The organism is Microvirga sp. ACRRW (assembly GCF_022346925.1).
Taxonomy (GTDB): Bacteria; Pseudomonadota; Alphaproteobacteria; order Rhizobiales; family Beijerinckiaceae; genus Microvirga.
The window spans coordinates 1-14,967 of sequence record NZ_JAKRNJ010000014.1; the positions used below are offsets into that span (position 1 = coordinate 1).

At 63.9% G+C, this 14,967-nt stretch carries 19 protein-coding genes; 7 read left to right on the forward strand and 12 right to left on the reverse strand.

The features are described from left to right. Positions 1–124: 124 nt before the first annotated feature. The 5 genes from rpsP to MHY87_RS18275 are packed head-to-tail and all read right to left on the reverse strand — an operon-like array spanning position 125 to position 2,876. On the reverse strand, positions 125–484 hold the full coding sequence (gene rpsP / locus MHY87_RS18255) for a 30S ribosomal protein S16 (protein WP_239354003.1): 360 nt from the start codon (positions 482–484) through the stop codon (positions 125–127). A gap of 9 nt (positions 485–493) precedes the next feature. Beyond that, complete coding sequence (locus MHY87_RS18260; RefSeq protein ID WP_239354004.1) at positions 494–763, reverse strand: hypothetical protein; 270 nt, start codon at positions 761–763, stop codon at positions 494–496. Continuing rightward, positions 760–1,101 carry a chorismate mutase gene (locus MHY87_RS18265; RefSeq protein ID WP_239354005.1) on the reverse strand — a complete coding sequence of 114 codons (342 nt, stop codon included), beginning with the start codon at positions 1,099–1,101 and terminating at the stop codon, positions 760–762. The genes MHY87_RS18260 and MHY87_RS18265 overlap by 4 nt, the downstream gene beginning before the upstream one ends. A 6-nt stretch (positions 1,102–1,107) precedes the next feature. Beyond that, a complete protein-coding gene (gene ffh, locus MHY87_RS18270; RefSeq protein WP_239354006.1) occupies positions 1,108–2,658 on the reverse strand; it encodes a signal recognition particle protein in 1,551 nt (516 codons plus the stop codon). 2 nt (positions 2,659–2,660) lie between these two features. Continuing rightward, the gene (locus MHY87_RS18275; protein ID WP_239354007.1) at positions 2,661–2,876 is read right to left on the reverse strand and encodes a glutathione S-transferase; all 216 of its coding nucleotides are present in this window, start codon (positions 2,874–2,876) and stop codon (positions 2,661–2,663) included. 360 nt (positions 2,877–3,236) lie between these two features. Here MHY87_RS18275 and MHY87_RS18280 point away from each other — a divergent pair, with 360 nt between their 5' ends. Together MHY87_RS18280 and MHY87_RS18285 are read left to right on the forward strand one after the other, a co-directional pair. Next, positions 3,237–3,686 (forward strand): hypothetical protein, encoded by a 450-nt coding sequence (locus MHY87_RS18280; protein WP_239354008.1) that lies wholly within the window; start codon positions 3,237–3,239, stop codon positions 3,684–3,686. Between the two features lie 31 nt (positions 3,687–3,717). Continuing rightward, positions 3,718–4,797 (forward strand): MBL fold metallo-hydrolase, encoded by a 1,080-nt coding sequence (locus MHY87_RS18285; RefSeq protein ID WP_239354009.1) that lies wholly within the window; start codon positions 3,718–3,720, stop codon positions 4,795–4,797. Here MHY87_RS18285 and MHY87_RS18290 read toward each other — a convergent pair. Further along, positions 4,739–5,413 carry an HAD family hydrolase gene (locus MHY87_RS18290; RefSeq protein WP_239354010.1) on the reverse strand — a complete coding sequence of 225 codons (675 nt, stop codon included), beginning with the start codon at positions 5,411–5,413 and terminating at the stop codon, positions 4,739–4,741. The genes MHY87_RS18285 and MHY87_RS18290 overlap by 59 nt on opposite strands. Then, positions 5,410–6,213, reverse strand: coding sequence for a GyrI-like domain-containing protein (locus MHY87_RS18295; protein WP_239354011.1), 804 nt, complete (start codon positions 6,211–6,213; stop codon positions 5,410–5,412). Before MHY87_RS18295 ends, MHY87_RS18290 begins: the two co-directional genes overlap by 4 nt. A 185-nt stretch (positions 6,214–6,398) precedes the next feature. Between MHY87_RS18295 and dapF the strand changes: the two genes are divergently transcribed. Beyond that, the gene (dapF, locus tag MHY87_RS18300; protein ID WP_239354039.1) at positions 6,399–7,283 is read left to right on the forward strand and encodes a diaminopimelate epimerase; all 885 of its coding nucleotides are present in this window, start codon (positions 6,399–6,401) and stop codon (positions 7,281–7,283) included. Then, complete coding sequence (gene mtaB / locus MHY87_RS18305) at positions 7,283–8,536, forward strand: tRNA (N(6)-L-threonylcarbamoyladenosine(37)-C(2))-methylthiotransferase MtaB (RefSeq protein ID WP_239354012.1); 1,254 nt, start codon at positions 7,283–7,285, stop codon at positions 8,534–8,536. Before dapF ends, mtaB begins: the two co-directional genes overlap by 1 nt. A 65-nt stretch (positions 8,537–8,601) precedes the next feature. Here mtaB and MHY87_RS18310 read toward each other — a convergent pair whose 3' ends face one another. After that, positions 8,602–9,450 carry an RluA family pseudouridine synthase gene (locus MHY87_RS18310; protein WP_239354013.1) on the reverse strand — a complete coding sequence of 283 codons (849 nt, stop codon included), beginning with the start codon at positions 9,448–9,450 and terminating at the stop codon, positions 8,602–8,604. A 63-nt stretch (positions 9,451–9,513) separates the two neighbouring features. Between MHY87_RS18310 and ftsY the strand changes: the two genes are divergently transcribed. Next, a complete protein-coding gene (gene ftsY / locus MHY87_RS18315; protein WP_239354014.1) occupies positions 9,514–10,824 on the forward strand; it encodes a signal recognition particle-docking protein FtsY in 1,311 nt (436 codons plus the stop codon). Continuing rightward, a complete protein-coding gene (locus tag MHY87_RS18320; protein ID WP_239354015.1) occupies positions 10,821–11,432 on the forward strand; it encodes a septation protein A in 612 nt (203 codons plus the stop codon). Before ftsY ends, MHY87_RS18320 begins: the two co-directional genes overlap by 4 nt. Here the strand turns inward: MHY87_RS18320 and MHY87_RS19005 are convergent. Further along, complete coding sequence (locus MHY87_RS19005; protein ID WP_239354016.1) at positions 11,429–12,769, reverse strand: adenylate/guanylate cyclase domain-containing protein; 1,341 nt, start codon at positions 12,767–12,769, stop codon at positions 11,429–11,431. The two genes, MHY87_RS18320 and MHY87_RS19005, sit on opposite strands and share 4 nt — an antisense overlap. Before the next feature lie 105 nt (positions 12,770–12,874). Between MHY87_RS19005 and MHY87_RS18330 the strand changes: the two genes are divergently transcribed. Continuing rightward, complete coding sequence (locus tag MHY87_RS18330) at positions 12,875–13,363, forward strand: YaiI/YqxD family protein (RefSeq protein WP_239354017.1); 489 nt, start codon at positions 12,875–12,877, stop codon at positions 13,361–13,363. Here the strand turns inward: MHY87_RS18330 and MHY87_RS18335 are convergent. Genes MHY87_RS18335 through MHY87_RS18345 form a run of 3 tightly spaced genes read right to left on the reverse strand, consistent with a single transcriptional unit; the run spans position 13,329 to position 14,792 of the window. Continuing rightward, positions 13,329–13,904 carry a DsbE family thiol:disulfide interchange protein gene (locus tag MHY87_RS18335; protein WP_239354018.1) on the reverse strand — a complete coding sequence of 192 codons (576 nt, stop codon included), beginning with the start codon at positions 13,902–13,904 and terminating at the stop codon, positions 13,329–13,331. The genes MHY87_RS18330 and MHY87_RS18335 overlap by 35 nt on opposite strands. Then, entirely contained in the window at positions 13,897–14,052 is a 156-nt protein-coding gene (gene ccmD / locus MHY87_RS18340) for a heme exporter protein CcmD (protein ID WP_239354019.1), read from the reverse strand. The genes MHY87_RS18335 and ccmD overlap by 8 nt, the downstream gene beginning before the upstream one ends. Next, positions 14,052–14,792, reverse strand: coding sequence for a heme ABC transporter permease (locus tag MHY87_RS18345; RefSeq protein ID WP_239354040.1), 741 nt, complete (start codon positions 14,790–14,792; stop codon positions 14,052–14,054). Before MHY87_RS18345 ends, ccmD begins: the two co-directional genes overlap by 1 nt. Positions 14,793–14,967 lie beyond the last annotated feature (175 nt).

A 14,967-nucleotide genomic window follows, 5' to 3' on the forward strand; every position in this document is an offset into this window, starting at 1 on the left:
GTCCGGGGTGGGGTGGGAGAGCGACCTTGCAGAATGGGGTGTTTCCACCCCACCCCGCCGCTGCTGACGCAGCGTCGACCCTCCCCCTCGAGGGGAGGATGGGTTGCGCCCCCTTGTCATGGCTTTAAGCAGCCTCGCCTTCACCAGCCGAAGCGGCAGCGGCCTTGGCTTCAGCGCGCTCGGTCGCCTTCTTGCCCGGAACGGCCTTCTGCGGGTTGTTGCGGGCCGTACGCTTCAGGAGGCCAGCGGCATCGAGGAAGCGCAGGACGCGGTCGGTCGGCTGGGCGCCCTTGGCGAGCCAAGCCTTGATCTTCTCGACTTCGAGAACGACGCGGCCGGCATCGTCCTTCGGCTTCATCGGGTCATAGGTGCCGACCTTCTCGATGAAACGGCCATCGCGCGGGGAGCGCGAGTCGGCAACGACGATGCGGTAGTAAGGACGCTTCTTCGCACCACCACGGGTGAGACGGATCTTGAGGGACATGGGTTTCTCCTAGTGTTTAGGCTTTTCGCTAAATTCGCTGATCAGGCGTTCGATAGAGGTTTCATCCTCTAAATCACCCGTGGATCGAAGCACTTCCACATCGGTAGTGCCGTCCTCGAGCAGATCGATCTCCCAGTATTCACCGGGAACGCGTGCAAGGACGGTAATTCCGTCCTTACGAAAGAAGCGGATCTCGTTCCAGATTTCTGCATCTTCCAATTTTTTTGACAGCGCATGAGCGCGCTGAAGTAGCTCAGTGGCGCTGAAGTTCTCGTTCATGGCCGGCCTCCCTCGACAACGCCACCAGCCGTGCTGATCGCTTCGTGATGGCGGATGACTTGCCTAACGATGAAGGCCAAGAACTTTTCAGCGAAGTCGGGATCGAGCTTCGCGGTCTCTGCAAGGGAGCGCAGACGTTTGATCTGCGTTGCCTCGCGGATGGGGTCGGCAGGCGGAAGGCTGTGCCGTGCTTTGAGCTCGCCTACTTTCTGCGTGCACTTGAAACGCTCCGCCAGCGTGTGAACGAGCACCGCATCGAGATTGTCGATGGAGTCGCGCAGGCGCTGCAATTCAGCGCTCGCGTCACTCATCTCATGCATCTGCGTCACAGTCGACATTGCCGCTTACTTCTTCTTACCGAACGGGAAGCCGCCGATGCCAGGCAGACCCGGCATCTTCGGCCCAAGGCCCGGCAGGCCCGGAACGCCCTTCGGCATAGACGGAAGTCCGCCGCCTGCACCCGTGCCCGGGAAATCGGGGAGCTTGCCGCCCATCTGCTTCTGCAGCGCCTCGATCTGCTCCGGCGTCGGCTGGGGCATGCCGCCACCGCCGAGACCGAACATCTTGCCGAGCTGGCCTGCCATGCCCTTGCCCTTGCCGCCGCCCATCATCTTCATGACGTCGGCCATCTGGCGGTGCATCTTGAGCAGCTTGTTGATGTCCTCGGGCTTCGTGCCGGAGCCTGCCGCGATGCGCTTCTTGCGCGAGGCCTTGAGAATATCCGGATTGCGGCGCTCAGACGGTGTCATGGAATCGATGATGGCGCGCTGACGCTTGATGATCTTGTCGTCGATATTCGCGTTTTCGAGCTGCGCCTTCATCTTGGCGACGCCGGGCATCATGCCCATCAAGCCGCCGATGCCGCCGAGCTTTTCCATCTGGGAGAGCTGCTCGCGCAGGTCTTCGAGATCGAACTTCCCCTTGCGCATCTTCTCGGCCATGCGCTGGGCCTGCGCGGCGTCGAAGTTCTCGGCGGCCTTCTCGACCAGCGAGACGATGTCGCCCATGCCGAGGATGCGGTTGGCGACGCGGCTCGGATGGAACTCCTCCAGCGCATCGACCTTTTCGCCCGTGCCGATGAGCTTGATCGGCTTGCCGGTGACGGCGCGCATGGAGAGCGAGGCACCGCCGCGCGCGTCACCGTCCATACGGGTGAGCACGATGCCGGTGACGCCGAGGCGCTCGTCGAAGGCGCGCGCGGTGTTGACCGCGTCCTGACCGGTGAGCGCATCCGCCACGAGCAGAACCTCGTGCGGGTTGGTGGCGGCGCGCACGTCGGCGGCTTCCACCATCAGCGCCTCGTCCACGGTCACGCGGCCTGCCGTGTCGAGCATCACTACGTCGTAGCCGCCGAGGCGCGCGGCCTCCATGGCGCGCTGCGCGATCTGCACCGCCGACTGGCCCGTCACGATGGGGAGCGTATCGACGCCCACCTGCTTGCCGAGCACAGCGAGCTGCTCCATCGCCGCCGGACGGCGCGTATCGAGCGAGGCCATGAGGACCTTGCGGTTCTCGCGATCCGTCAGGCGCTTGGCGATCTTGGCGGTGGTGGTCGTCTTACCCGAACCCTGGAGACCGACCATCAGGATGCCGACGGGCGGAACCGCGTTGAGACTGATCACCTCCGCGTCCGAGCCCAGCATGTCCACGAGCTGATCGTGGACGATCTTCACCACCTGCTGGCCGGGCGAGACCGACTTGACGACCTCGGCACCGACCGCGCGGGCGCGCACCTTGTCCGTGAAGGAGCGCACGACCTCGAGCGCAACGTCGGCCTCAAGCAGGGCGCGGCGGACTTCGCGCAGGGCGGCGTTCACATCTTCTTCCGTCAGCGCGCCACGGCGCGTGAGGGAATTCAGGATGTTGGAAAGTTTATCGGAAAGGCCTTCGAACATGATCACTCAATTCCTTTTGCAATGAGTGGTACATCGCGATCCGCGATGGCCTTTTCAAACTGATTGATTGCCGTTTCGAACTTGTCGCGGCAGCCGGGATTGCAGAAGCCGACCACTTCGCCGCGATAGAGGGTGAGCGAATCCGCCGCGATCGGCTTTCCCGACCACGGGCAGGTCTCGTTGACCGCGTCCTCGATGCGCAATGTGTCTTTCGACATTCCTTCGTCCATTCGTCGGGCTCTTTCGCAGCCTCATCCTGAGGAGGACCGTCAGGTCCGTCTCGAAGGACGAGGCGTCTCCAGTGCCCGCTGGACCCTCCTTCGAGACGCCGCTGACGCGGCTCCTCAGGATGAGGGTCGGTGTAGTGGAGAAAGACCAAATGAAAGCGCGCCCGAGGGCGCATCGCGCTGTCGGACGTTGACCTCCAGCCTCTCAGGCTGGTCGGCGGCTCATAAGGGCTCGCTCTACAGATTTGCGGTCAGCACGTAAGGGGAAATGACCGGAGAGTCAAGAAAGTCGCCTCACCTTCTCTTTGACCCAACCCTGAATTAGCTTGGCCTTTCATGGAGAAAGCCCGCATGCTCCCTCGCACCGCTATCGCTTGTGCTTGTCTTGTCCTGAGCATCGGGGCTGCCCGGGCCACAGGCACCTTGGATTGCGAGGCGAAGGATAAAGCCATCGATTTCACGGCCTTATCGGCCGTTCCTTATGGTCACGGCAGCCCTTTCCTGAACTTCCAGGCCGAACTGAACCTCCTTTTGAAGGGGGCGCCCGACGATTTCCGGCACCTGAAATTGAGCCAGGAGAACCTCGTCCACCACTGGATCGATGCCCGCGACATCAAATTGCTGCTCTATTGGGAGCGCATCGAGGGGCCTCACGCCTATGTCGAGCTCGTCGTGGAAACCAAACGCAAACCCGACGACGATACCAGCAGAGGGACTTATCAGCTGAGCCTCTTCACGGTCACGAGCGACAACTCCAGGCTTATCAAGAAGCGTGGAATTGTCTCATGCGGGGTGCAATAAGAGGCCTCTTGAGCCACCTAATAAGTCACCGATGAACCGTCGCACCCTTCTCAAAGCCTTAGGTCTCCCCGCCATCGCCGCCACGGGCGCCTTTGGCTGGATGACAGCCGCCCGCGCCACGAACCGCTATTACCAGGGCCCTGTGAGCGACCATTTCGACGGGGTGCGGTTCTTCTCGCCGGGCCAGCCGCAGGACAAGGGCTTTGGCGAATTGCTGCGCTGGCAGCTCGGCGGCGGGCGTAAGGACTGGCCGGAGAGTTTTCCAAGCCCTTTTCAGGACATGCCTCCAGCCGAGGTGAAGGACTTGCGGGTCACGCTGATCGGCCACGCCTCCTTCCTGATCCAGGTGGCGGGGCTCAACATCCTCACCGATCCGGTGTTTTCCGAGCGGGCGAGCCCGGTCTCGTTCTCAGGCCCGAAGCGGGTCAATCCGCCCGGCATCCGCTTCGAGGATCTGCCGCCGATCCATGCGGTGCTGATCACGCACAACCATTACGACCATCTCGACATCGAGACCCTGGGCCGCCTCTGGCACAAATATAAGCCGCGCTTCATCGCGCCGCTCGGCAACGATGCGGTGATCAACGCCGAGCATCCTGAGATTTCCGTCGAGGTGCGGGATTGGGGCGGGTCGGTCGATCTTGGGTCAGGCGTCACCGTGCATCTGGAACCCGCCTATCACTGGTCCGCGCGCGGCATCAACGACCGGCGCATGGCGCTCTGGTGTGCCTTCGTGCTCACCACGCCGGAAGGCACGATCTACCATATCGGCGATACGGGCTTCGGCGACGGCAAGATCTTCCATGCGGTCCGCGAGCGCTTCGGCGCGATCCGCCTCGCGCATCTTCCCATCGGCGCCTACGAGCCGCGCTGGTTCATGCAGCCGCAGCACATGAACCCGGACGATGCGGTGAAGGTGTTCAACATCATCGCTCCGCAGCAGGCGCTCGGCCACCATTGGGGCACATTCCGCCTCACCAACGAAGGCGTCGACGAGCCGCCGGTGGAGCTGGCAGCGGCGCTTGAAAAGTCGGAGATCTCGCCGGAACGGTTCAGGCCGTTGTGGCCGGGCGAAGCGTGGATCCCGTCAGGGTCAGAATCGGGTCTATGAGCTCGCCGGGCCGGTCCACGAAGCATGTCACGCCCGCATCCAGCAATTCCTGACGGGAGCCGTAGCCCCAGGTGACGCCGATGCCGGCGATGCCATTGGCCCGCGCGCCGATGGCATCGTGCTCCCGGTCGCCGATCATGACGGCTCGGAGCGGGTCGAAGCGTTCCTCATCGAGGATGTGGCGGATCAGGTCGCGCTTGTCGGCGTTGCGGTTGTCGAGCTCGGACCCGTAAACTTCGTGAAAGAAGTGCGACAGGCCGAAATGCTCGATGATCCGCCTTGCGAAAACATGGGGCTTGGAGGTCGCGACGAAGAGGCGGACGCCAGCATCCTGCAAGATTTCGAGAACAGCCGGAATGCCGGGATAAACCTCGTTCTCGAACAGCCCGACATCGCTGAAGCGCTCGCGATAGAGCCGCACCGCTTCCATGGCATCGTCCGGCGCGCCGAAGAGCTTCGTGAAGCCTGCAACCAGAGGCGGCCCGATCATCCATGTCAGCTCGTCCGCATGCGGAACGGGGCGGCCCAGCTTTTCGAGGGCGTATTGGATGCAGCGGGTGATGCCCGTCTTCGGGTCGGTCAGGGTCCCGTCGAGATCGAAAAGAGCAATCGTCATTTCGGCTGAACGTAGATATTCACTTCGAAGTTGGTGTCCTGCGAATCCGTGAAGTCGCTCACGTATTCCTCGATGAAGGCGTCGTTGGCGACGATTTCCTTGATGTCGAGATAGGCCGTGATCGTCTCGTAGGTGCCGTCGATCTCATCATAGGCATCCTTGTGCACGAAGCGGAATGCCTTGCCTTCCGGCGTCTTGCCGAACTTGATCTCCGGCGTCAGCTCGGTCTTGCCCTCGGGCGCCTGCGCGATCGGGATCATGACCTCATACTTGAAGCCGTTATCGTCCGTATGAACGAAGATGGTGATCGGGCGACCTGCGGACGCAATGTTCGCCTTCTTCAGCTCAGCATCGAGCTTCGCGACCGCGTTCTTCAGGTTGGTGAAGGCATCGTCCCAGGTGCTGGTACCGGTGAGGATTGCCGACGGCTTGGCCGTGAGCACGCCTTCCTCCACACCCGTGGGATCGTTCGGATTGGGGAAGAGCGTCGTGCGCGCCGACTGCTGGGCGGGCGCGATGGGAGCCGGGGCGGGCTGCGCCGTCGTCGGCTGCTGCGGCTGGGCCGGGGTCTCAGCCGCGGAGGCCGGGGCCGAGGGAGCGGGGGCGCTCTCCGCCGGGGCTTGAGCAGCAGGAACTTGGGCGGCAGGAGCCGGAGCGGGCTGGGGGGCTGGCGTCGCCGGTACGGATTCTGCAGGCGCTGGAGCGGCCGGAGATGGGCTTGCTGCGGGCGGAGTCTGTGCCAGGGCCACGCTTGAGCAGAGGGCGAGCACGAGACAGAAGGTGGTGGAGCGCAGCCGCATGGGAATGCCTTAACTTCGAATCACGACAGAGTGATGAGCCGGAGCATAAGGGGGTTTTGACCGGGCCGCGAGGTGGTCCAAGCCTCACTGTGCATGTCAGATGGAAGCAGGGTTAAAGCTCCCTCTCGCGATTTTCGGAATTTTCGGCCATATACGGCCATAAGCCTTTGAAAAGCAGCGTCATGATGAGCCCCCTCGCGAACCACCGCTTCCTGAAGATGAACGGTCTCGGCAACGAGATTACCGTGTTGGACCTGCGTGACTCCGCCCATGTGGTGAGCCCTGCGGAGGCACGCGCCATCGCCGCCGATCCCCGTTCGCGCTTCGACCAGCTGATGGTGCTGCACGATGCGGTCTCGCCTGGAACGGATGCCTCCATGCGCATCTACAACACGGACGGCTCGGAATCCGGCGCCTGCGGCAACGGCACCCGCTGCGTCGCCTGGGCCATGCTGGCCGACCCGGTCATGAGCCGCCCGGTTCATGAGGGCCTGGTGCTCGAAACCAAAGCCGGCCTCCTGCCGGTGACGCGCGTCTCCGACACGGTGTTTACCGTCGATATGGGCCCGCCGCGCCTCGCCTGGAACGAGATTCCCTTACGCGCACCCGTTTCCGACACCAGCGCCGTTGCGGTCGATAGGCATCTGCCGGAACACCCGGAGCTGCAAAACCCATCCGTCGTGAGCATGGGCAACCCGCATGCGATCTTCTGGGTCGAAGATGCACAATCCTACGATCTCGCCGCTGTCGGCCCGGTCTTCGAGCACGATCCGGTGTTTCCGGAGCGAGCCAACATTTCCTTTGCTCAGGTCGTTAGCCCAGACCACGTGATCCTTCGCGTCTGGGAGCGCGGAGCGGGCGCCACCCGCGCCTGCGGCTCCGCCGCCTGCGCCACCGTGGTGGCGGGGGCCCGTAAGGGCCTGACAGGCCGCAAGGCCAAAATCTCGCTTCCCGGCGGAGACCTTCTGATCGAGTGGCGCGAGAGCGACGGCCACGTGCTCATGACCGGCGAGACGCAGCTGGAGCACGAGGGTTTCTTCCCTCCTGCCCTGTTCGCGGGGGCAGCCTGATGAGCGTCGAGGTCGTTACCTTCGGCTGCCGCCTCAACATCTACGAATCCGAGGCCATGCAGCGCCACGCGGAGGATGCGGGCTTAGGCGAGGTCATCATCGTCAACACCTGCGCGGTGACCTCCGAGGCGACGCGCCAGGCGCGTCAGTCAATCCGCAGGATCGCGCGCGAAAAGCCCGATGCCCGCATCATCGTGACGGGCTGCGCGGCGCAAGTGGAGCCCGGAACCTTCGCCTCCATGCCGGAGGTCGCTCAAGTTCTCGGCAACCACGAGAAGATGAAGGCCGAGACTTGGGTATCCATGCGCGATTTCGGCTTGGGCTCATCCGAAAAAGTTCTCGTCAACGACATCATGGCGGTGAAGGAAACCGCCATGCACCTGATCGACGGCCTTCGCGGGCACACCCGCGGCTTCCTGCAGGTGCAGAACGGCTGCGACCATCGCTGCACCTTCTGCATCATCCCGTATGGCCGCGGCAATTCCCGCTCCGTGCCCATGGGCGCAGTGGTGGAGCAGGTGCGCACCCTCGTGGAGCACGGCTCGCGCGAGGTGGTGCTCACCGGCGTCGACATCACGAGCTATGGCAAGGACCTGCCGGGCGAGCCGAAGCTCGGCTCGCTGGTGAAGAGCATCTTACGCCATGTACCGGAGCTGGAGCGCCTGCGCATCTCCTCCATCGACTCGGTGGAAGCGGACGATGATCTTCTCGATGCGATTGCCAACGAGAGCCGCCTGATGCCGCATCTGCATCTCTCATTGCAGGCTGGCGACGACATGATCCTCAAGCGCATGAAGCGCCGCCACCTGCGCGACGACGCCATCGCCTTCTGCGAGCAGGTGAAACGCCTTCGCCCCGACATGGTCTTCGGCGCCGACATCATCACGGGCTTTCCGACGGAAACGGAAGAGATGTTCTCGCGCTCCCTCGATATCGTCGACGAGTGCAGCCTCACGCATCTCCACGTCTTCCCATTCTCGCCACGCCCCGGCACGCCCGCCGCGCGCATGCCTCAAGTTTCGCGTGACGTCGTGAAGGACCGCGCGAAGAGGCTTCGCGAAAAGGGCAAGGCGGCGCTGCTGAAGCATCTCGTCAAAGAGGTAGGCGCACAGCGCAACGTGCTGGTCGAAGCCAATCAAGTTGGCCGCACGGAAGGCTTTACCCTCGTGCGCTTCGCAAATCCCGTGACGCAGGGCACGATCTTGCCGACGACGATTGCGGGGCACGACGGCAAGGATCTGCTGGCGGCTTAAAAACCCAAGCGTCATCCCGGACGAAGCACAGCGAAGATCCGGGATCGGTTTACGAGATTGGCGCTCTATTCTGCGGACGATCCCGGCTCGGCTCCGCCGCCGGGGATGACGCCGCACAGCTCCACTCGCTCGCGCATATGCTCCGGCACCGGCGCTTCCACGAAGATTGGCGGTTTCTTCGGATAGAGCGGCACCGTGATGCTGCGCGCATGCAGATGCAGGCCCGGACCGTGAAAACGCGGAGCGGTGCCGTAGATCGGATCGCCCAGGATCGGGAAGTTCATGGCCGCGCAATGCACGCGCAGCTGATGGGTGCGGCCTGTGATAGGGCGCAGTTCTAGCAAGGTCAGCCGCCTTTCACCCTCCCCTTGAGGGGGAGGGTCGGAGCGCATCAGCGATCCGGGGTGGGGTGGCGGCGCTGAATTCTCAGAACTGGCGCTTCCCACCCCCTCCCGCGCCTCCGGCGCGACCTCCCCCCTCAAGGGGGAGGTGAAGCGCCCCAGCACGCGCCATTTGGTCAGCGAGGGCTGGCCCTTCGGGTCCACCTTCATCCACCAGCCGCGATCCGGCGATTTCGGCGCGAGGGGCAGATCGATCTCGCCTTCATCCTCGTGAGGCCCGCCCTCGACCACGGCCCAATAGACCTTGTCGATCTCGTTCTTGCGGAAAAGCTCGTTGAGCCGGGCGATGGCCTTCGGATGGCGGCCGAGCACGAGGCAGCCCGAGGTGTCCTTGTCGAGGCGGTGCGCCGCTTCCGGCCGTCTCGGCAGGCCGAAACGGAGGGCATCCAGGTGATGGAACAAGGTCTCCCCGCCCTTGGGGCCGGGATGCACCGGCAGACCGGCAGGCTTGTCGATCACGAGCATCAGGGCATCGCGATACAGCAAACGGCTTACTATCTCTTCCGCATTCATGCTGCCTCGGCTATCGAGGCCCAAGCACTAAATCAAGCACCAGCATCACGAGGCACGCAAAGCATGGCCGAAAACAAGCCCGGATTCCTGTCCCGTCTCTTCGGGCGCAAGGAAGCGGAAGTCGCCCCTCAGGCCGGCGGTGAGCCCGAGGCCATGCCCTCTCCGCCCGCGACTGCTGCGGATGATCTGACGGCTGCCCCGCCGAGTGTCACCACGGCCTCGCCCGATACGCCCGAGGAGAACAAGACGGCGCCTGAATTGGCAGGGGCCGATCTGCAGCCTGTGGAGGGTCTCACTCCGGAGGGCACCAGTCCGCAGGGACCGCTGCCGGAGATCCTGACCGATGTCGGGCCTCAGCTGCGTCCCGACATCGCCGCCGCGGATATACCCGTGTCCGAGCCTGCTCCCGCCGAGGTGGTCCCGCCGGCCCCAGCCCAGCCCGCCCCGACGCAAGGCTGGTGGCAGCGGCTGACGGAAGGCATGCGCCGGACCTCGACGTCCCTCTCGGACAGCGTCACGGGCCTCTTCACCAAGCGCAAGCTCGACGCGGCGACGCTGGAGGAGCTGGAGGACGCCCTGATCCAGGCCGATCTCGGCGTGCCCACCGCCCTGCGCATCACGGAAGCAATCTCGGCGGGCCGCTACAACAAGGAGATTTCGCCGCAGGAAGTAAAAACCATTCTCGCGAGCGAAGTCGAGAAAGCTCTCTCTCCCGTCGCTCAGCCGCTCACCATCGACCGCTCGAAGAAACCCTTCGTGATCCTCATGATCGGCGTGAACGGCGCAGGCAAAACCACCACCATCGGCAAGCTCTCCCAGAAATTCCGGCAGCAGGGTCTGAAGGTGATGTTGGCTGCCGGCGACACCTTCCGCGCCGCCGCCATCGAACAGCTGAAGGTCTGGGGCGAGCGGGTCGGCGCGCCGGTTCTCGCCCGCGAGCAGGGCGCGGACGCGGCGGGCCTCGCCTATGACGCCCTGCAAGAGGCCAAAGCCAACGGCACCGATGTGCTGCTGATCGACACGGCGGGCCGGTTGCAAAACAAGGCGGGCCTCATGGCCGAGCTCGAAAAGATCGTGCGCGTGATCAGGAAGTTCGACGAGAGCGCACCCCATGCGACACTCCTCGTGCTCGATGCCACAGTGGGCCAGAACGCTGTGAGCCAGGTGGAGCTGTTCCAGAAGGCCGCGGGCGTGACGGGCCTCGTCATGACCAAGCTCGACGGCACGGCGCGCGGCGGCATCCTGGTGGCGCTCGCGGCCAAGTTCGGCCTTCCCGTGCATTTCATCGGCGTCGGCGAAGGCGTGGAGGATCTGGAACCTTTCACCGCAGGGGATTTCGCGAAAGCCATTGCCGGGTTAGAAGCAGCACCATGATCGACGCAAAGACAACCGCTGAAAAGCGCCTCCCTCCGCTCCTCAAGCTCGTGCTCGAGCTCGGGCCCCTGAGCCTGTTCTTTTTCAGCAATTCCTATGCGCCGCGCTTCGGCGTGCCTGAGGATCAGCGCATCTTCGTGGCCACGGGCATCTTCATCGTGGCGACGATCATTGCCTTGAGCATCAGCTATTTCCTGCTGCGCAAGCTGCCGATCATGCCGCTGGTTTCCGCGGTCGTCGTCGTGGTGTTCGGCGGGCTTACGCTTCTTTTGAAGGACGAGCTTTTCATCAAACTCAAGCCCACCATCGTGAATTCCCTGTTCGGGTTCGTGCTGTTGAGCGGCCTGTATTTCCGCAAGCCCTTCCTCCAGATCGTGCTCGACAGCATGTTCGAGCTGACCGAAGAGGGCTGGCGCAAGCTCACTCTCCGTTGGGCGCTGTTCTTCTTCGCGCTCGCCGCCATCAACGAGATCGTCTGGCGCACGCAGACCACAGATTTCTGGGTGAGCTTCAAGGTCTTCGGCATCATGCCGCTCACCATCGCCTTCGCCTTCGCGCAGACGCCGCTGATCCTGCGCTACGATACGAAGAAGACGGAAGAGGCCTAAACGGGCTTCAGCAGCACCATGTTGCGGGTGACGCCGGGCAAGGGCTCGTGCGCCACCTCACACCAGAGATCGGCGTCGCCCGCCTCCTCCACCGTTTCCTGCGAGGCGAGGATTTCGCAATCCGTGCTCTTCGTGGCCTGCTCGATGCGCGAGGCGATGTTCACCGTCTCGCCGACCACGGTGAATTCGAGGCGGCTTTCATCTCCCACCACGCCGCAGAACACCTCGCCCGTATGAATGCCGATGCCGACGCGCACGGGCGGATCGAATTGCCGCTTGGCATTCCAGCGCTGGATCAGCTGCAGCAGCGTGCGCCCGCAGGCGATCGCGCGCTTCGCATCGTCCTCGCCCTCTCCCGGCACGCCGAAGAGAATGAGCGCGCCGTCGCCCGTGAACTTGTCGATGACGCCGCCATGGCGGCTTGCGGCCCGTAAGACCCGGCGGCGGAACGAGGTGATGAAGACCGCAAGCCGCGTGGGGTCCATGCTCTCGCCGAAGGATGTGGAAGCGCGCATGTCGACGAAGAGAACTGTCACATGGGCACGCCGCCCCTGCCTCAAGGATGCGAAAGCCTGCTCGGTGAGCACGGGCGCGAGTTCGCGCGGCAGATAGCGGGTGAGATTGACGCGCAGCGTCGTCTCGCGCACTGCCCGCTCCAGCAGCACACGGCCCTGGCGCGCCACGAGAATGAGGATCAGCGCGAGGGAGAAGATCATGGCAAGCCGCACCAGATTGGCCTGGTCCGAGAACACCGCGTTGATCTCGGACAGGTCTTCCCGGCGTTCCGTGGGGCTCAACGTCTCGCCGCCGAAGGCGAGGAGCGACAAGCCCGCCACATAGATCAGGGCCACCATGATCTGCAGGCGCGGCTGGTAATGGATCGCCACCGCAGCCAGCGTGATGGGAACCACCCAGGTGACCGGAAAGACCGCGAACAATCCGCCTGGGACCCCTAGGCCCCAATGGGAATAGGCAAGGTTCCCGAGCACCAGCAGCGCATCCAGCACGGCGGTGAAGATGGGAAGCTGCTTGACCGCGATGCGTTTCGAGGCGAGCCACGCGCTCATCCAGCCAGAAACGCCGAACAGCGCCAGCGTCAGCTCCGCCGCCGCGATCTGTTTGCGCGCCATGGGGTTCGCAAGCTCGATCCCATAGGTCACCAGCAATACCGAGAGGAGCATGATGCCGGCCACCACCACGCGCACGATGCCGGCGCGCTGCAAGGCGCCCGTATCCGCCTCGCGGATCAGCCGCTGCGTAACCTCGCTCAATTCCGGCGATCTTCGCCGGTTGCGGAGGGAAATCCAGGCGGTGCGGATGCGGGAAGTATGGTCCACGGGGTTCTTTTCGCCTGAGGCTCGGTTATGGATGACAAGTGCCGAGCGGGCAGCTTTGTTCGCTATTTCGGCCAAAGCATGCCCGTTACAAGGAATAAATGGCTCATGACCGAGACCTCTCAAGCCATCGAAATCTACATAGATGCCGATGCCTGCCCGGTGAAGAACGAGGTCTACAAGGTCGCCGAACGCCACCGCGTGAAGGTTTTCGTCGTCGCGAACGCGTTTCTCATGGTGCCGCAAAGCCCGCTGATCGAGCGCGTGGTGGTGAGCAGCGGCTTCGACGCGGCGGACGACTGGATCGCCGAGCGGGCAAGGCGCGGCACTATTGTCATCACCGCCGATATTCCGCTTGCCCATCGCTGCGTGACGGCTGGCGCGGACGTGATCGGTTCCACGGGCAAGCCCTTCACGGAAGCCTCCATCGGCATGGCGCTCGCCACGCGAAATCTGATGGAAGACCTGCGCGCCATGGGCGACGTGACCGGCGGGCCGAAGCCGTTTTCGCAAAAGGACCGTTCGGCGTTTCTCTCGGCGCTGGATGTGGCGATCAACCGCCTCAAGCGCGCGGGATTTGGCTTAAGCGCTCTTTGAACCCTGCAAGATTCTCCGGCGTCAGCGGCCCGATATGCTTGTGGCGAATGGTGCCGTCGGGGCCGACGATGAAGGTTTCCGGCACGCCGTAGACGCCCCAGTCGATGGAGGCGCGGCCTTTCGGATCGACGCCGACGGCGGCGTAGGGATTGCCGAGGGCGCCGAGGAAGCGGCGGGCGTTATCGGGGTTGTCCTTCTGGTTGATGCCCACGAGCCGGACGGACGGGTCCTTCGCGAGATCGACGAGCAGCGGATGCTCCTGACGGCAGGGCGCGCACCAGGAGGCCCAGACGTTCACGATGGTGACGCGACCCTTCAGGTCTTCGTTGGAAAAGCCCGGAACGGGCTTGCCGTCGGCCGTCAAACCCTCCAACGGCGCGAGTGAGAAGACCGGCACGGGCTTGTTGAGGAGCGCGGAGGGAAGGTCCGCCGGATTGCGACCCGAGGTGAGCTGCACGAAGAACAAAACCGCCAGCACCACGAAAACGATCACCGGCAGGATGAAGACCAGCCGCGAGCGCGGCGCGCTTGCCTCAGCCACGGCGCGACCTCCGGCCAATGCCGCGCGACTCCAGATCGGCGAGCGCGCGGACCTGCGCGCGATGATCGATCACGGCGCGCAAGGTGAGGCCTAAGATCACGAGCGCCGTGAGACTATAGGAAAAGGCGATGAAGAACGTGTGCGTCATCAGGCGGCCTGAGCATCGAGGCGCTCGGCCTCGAGAAGGTTGAGCGTGCGCACCCGGCGGCGCAGGATTTCCGTGCGGATGCCTGACAGATGGAGCGCCACGCCGATGAGCGTGAAGGCGACCGCCATGACGAGCAGCGGCACGAGCATGGAGGTGTGGATCGTCGGGCCGCCGAGGCGGAACACGGAGGCCGGCTGGTGCAGGGTGTTCCACCAATCGACGGAGAATTTCACGATCGGCACGTTCACCGCGCCGACCAGCGTGAGGATCGACACGGCGCGCGCGGCGCGGTTCGGCTCCTCGATGGCGCGCCAGAGCGCCAGGATGCCGAGATAGATGAGCAGCATCACGAGCATGGAGGTGAGCCGCGCATCCCATTGCCAATAGGTGCCCCACATGGGCTTGCCCCAGAGCGAGCCGGTCACGAGGCAGATGAGCGTGAAGGCGGCCCCGATGGGCGCGGCGGCTTTCTGCGAAACGTCCGCGAGGGGATGGCGCCAGACCAGCGTGCCCAGGGCCGAGCTTGCCATGATCATGTAGAAGAACAGGGACAGCCAGGCCGCCGGCACGTGGATATACATGATCTTCACGGTCTCGCCCTGCTGGTAATCGGCGGGCGCGACGAACCAGACCATGTAGAGGCCAACTGCAAGCAACAGCACGGCCAAGCCCGTGACCCAGGGCAGAAGGGTGCCGCTGAGGCTCATGAAGCGGGTGGGATTGGCAAGCTCACGGATCATACGCACGATGTAGCGGCCCTTGGGCGCGCCTGCAACGCGGACGCGCGCCGCAGGAATAACGATTTCGCCAGGATTGGCGTTCTCTTAGCGGCCAGGAGGATCTCTCGGCAATCCGGGATTGTCCGTAAGCGCATAACGGTGTCATCCCCGGCGGCCCATCGGGGCCGGGAAGGGG

Coding starts and splice junctions, on each gene's coding strand:
- mtaB (WP_239354012.1), top strand. CDS start 7,283: ATGAGCGTCGAGGTCGTTACCTTCGGCTGCCGCCTCAACATCTACGAA.
- MHY87_RS18345 (WP_239354040.1), bottom strand. CDS start 14,792: ATGATCCGTGAGCTTGCCAATCCCACCCGCTTCATGAGCCTCAGCGGC.
- MHY87_RS18285 (WP_239354009.1), top strand. CDS start 3,718: ATGAACCGTCGCACCCTTCTCAAAGCCTTAGGTCTCCCCGCCATCGCC.
- MHY87_RS18265 (WP_239354005.1), bottom strand. CDS start 1,101: ATGTCGACTGTGACGCAGATGCATGAGATGAGTGACGCGAGCGCTGAA.
- MHY87_RS18290 (WP_239354010.1), bottom strand. CDS start 5,413: ATGACGATTGCTCTTTTCGATCTCGACGGGACCCTGACCGACCCGAAG.
- MHY87_RS18330 (WP_239354017.1), top strand. CDS start 12,875: ATGACCGAGACCTCTCAAGCCATCGAAATCTACATAGATGCCGATGCC.
- MHY87_RS18310 (WP_239354013.1), bottom strand. CDS start 9,450: ATGAATGCGGAAGAGATAGTAAGCCGTTTGCTGTATCGCGATGCCCTG.
- dapF (WP_239354039.1), top strand. CDS start 6,399: ATGAGCCCCCTCGCGAACCACCGCTTCCTGAAGATGAACGGTCTCGGC.
- ffh (WP_239354006.1), bottom strand. CDS start 2,658: ATGTTCGAAGGCCTTTCCGATAAACTTTCCAACATCCTGAATTCCCTC.
- MHY87_RS18295 (WP_239354011.1), bottom strand. CDS start 6,213: ATGCGGCTGCGCTCCACCACCTTCTGTCTCGTGCTCGCCCTCTGCTCA.
- MHY87_RS18320 (WP_239354015.1), top strand. CDS start 10,821: ATGATCGACGCAAAGACAACCGCTGAAAAGCGCCTCCCTCCGCTCCTC.
- MHY87_RS18260 (WP_239354004.1), bottom strand. CDS start 763: ATGAACGAGAACTTCAGCGCCACTGAGCTACTTCAGCGCGCTCATGCG.
- MHY87_RS18280 (WP_239354008.1), top strand. CDS start 3,237: ATGCTCCCTCGCACCGCTATCGCTTGTGCTTGTCTTGTCCTGAGCATC.
- MHY87_RS18275 (WP_239354007.1), bottom strand. CDS start 2,876: ATGTCGAAAGACACATTGCGCATCGAGGACGCGGTCAACGAGACCTGC.
- ftsY (WP_239354014.1), top strand. CDS start 9,514: ATGGCCGAAAACAAGCCCGGATTCCTGTCCCGTCTCTTCGGGCGCAAG.
- ccmD (WP_239354019.1), bottom strand. CDS start 14,052: ATGACGCACACGTTCTTCATCGCCTTTTCCTATAGTCTCACGGCGCTC.
- rpsP (WP_239354003.1), bottom strand. CDS start 484: ATGTCCCTCAAGATCCGTCTCACCCGTGGTGGTGCGAAGAAGCGTCCT.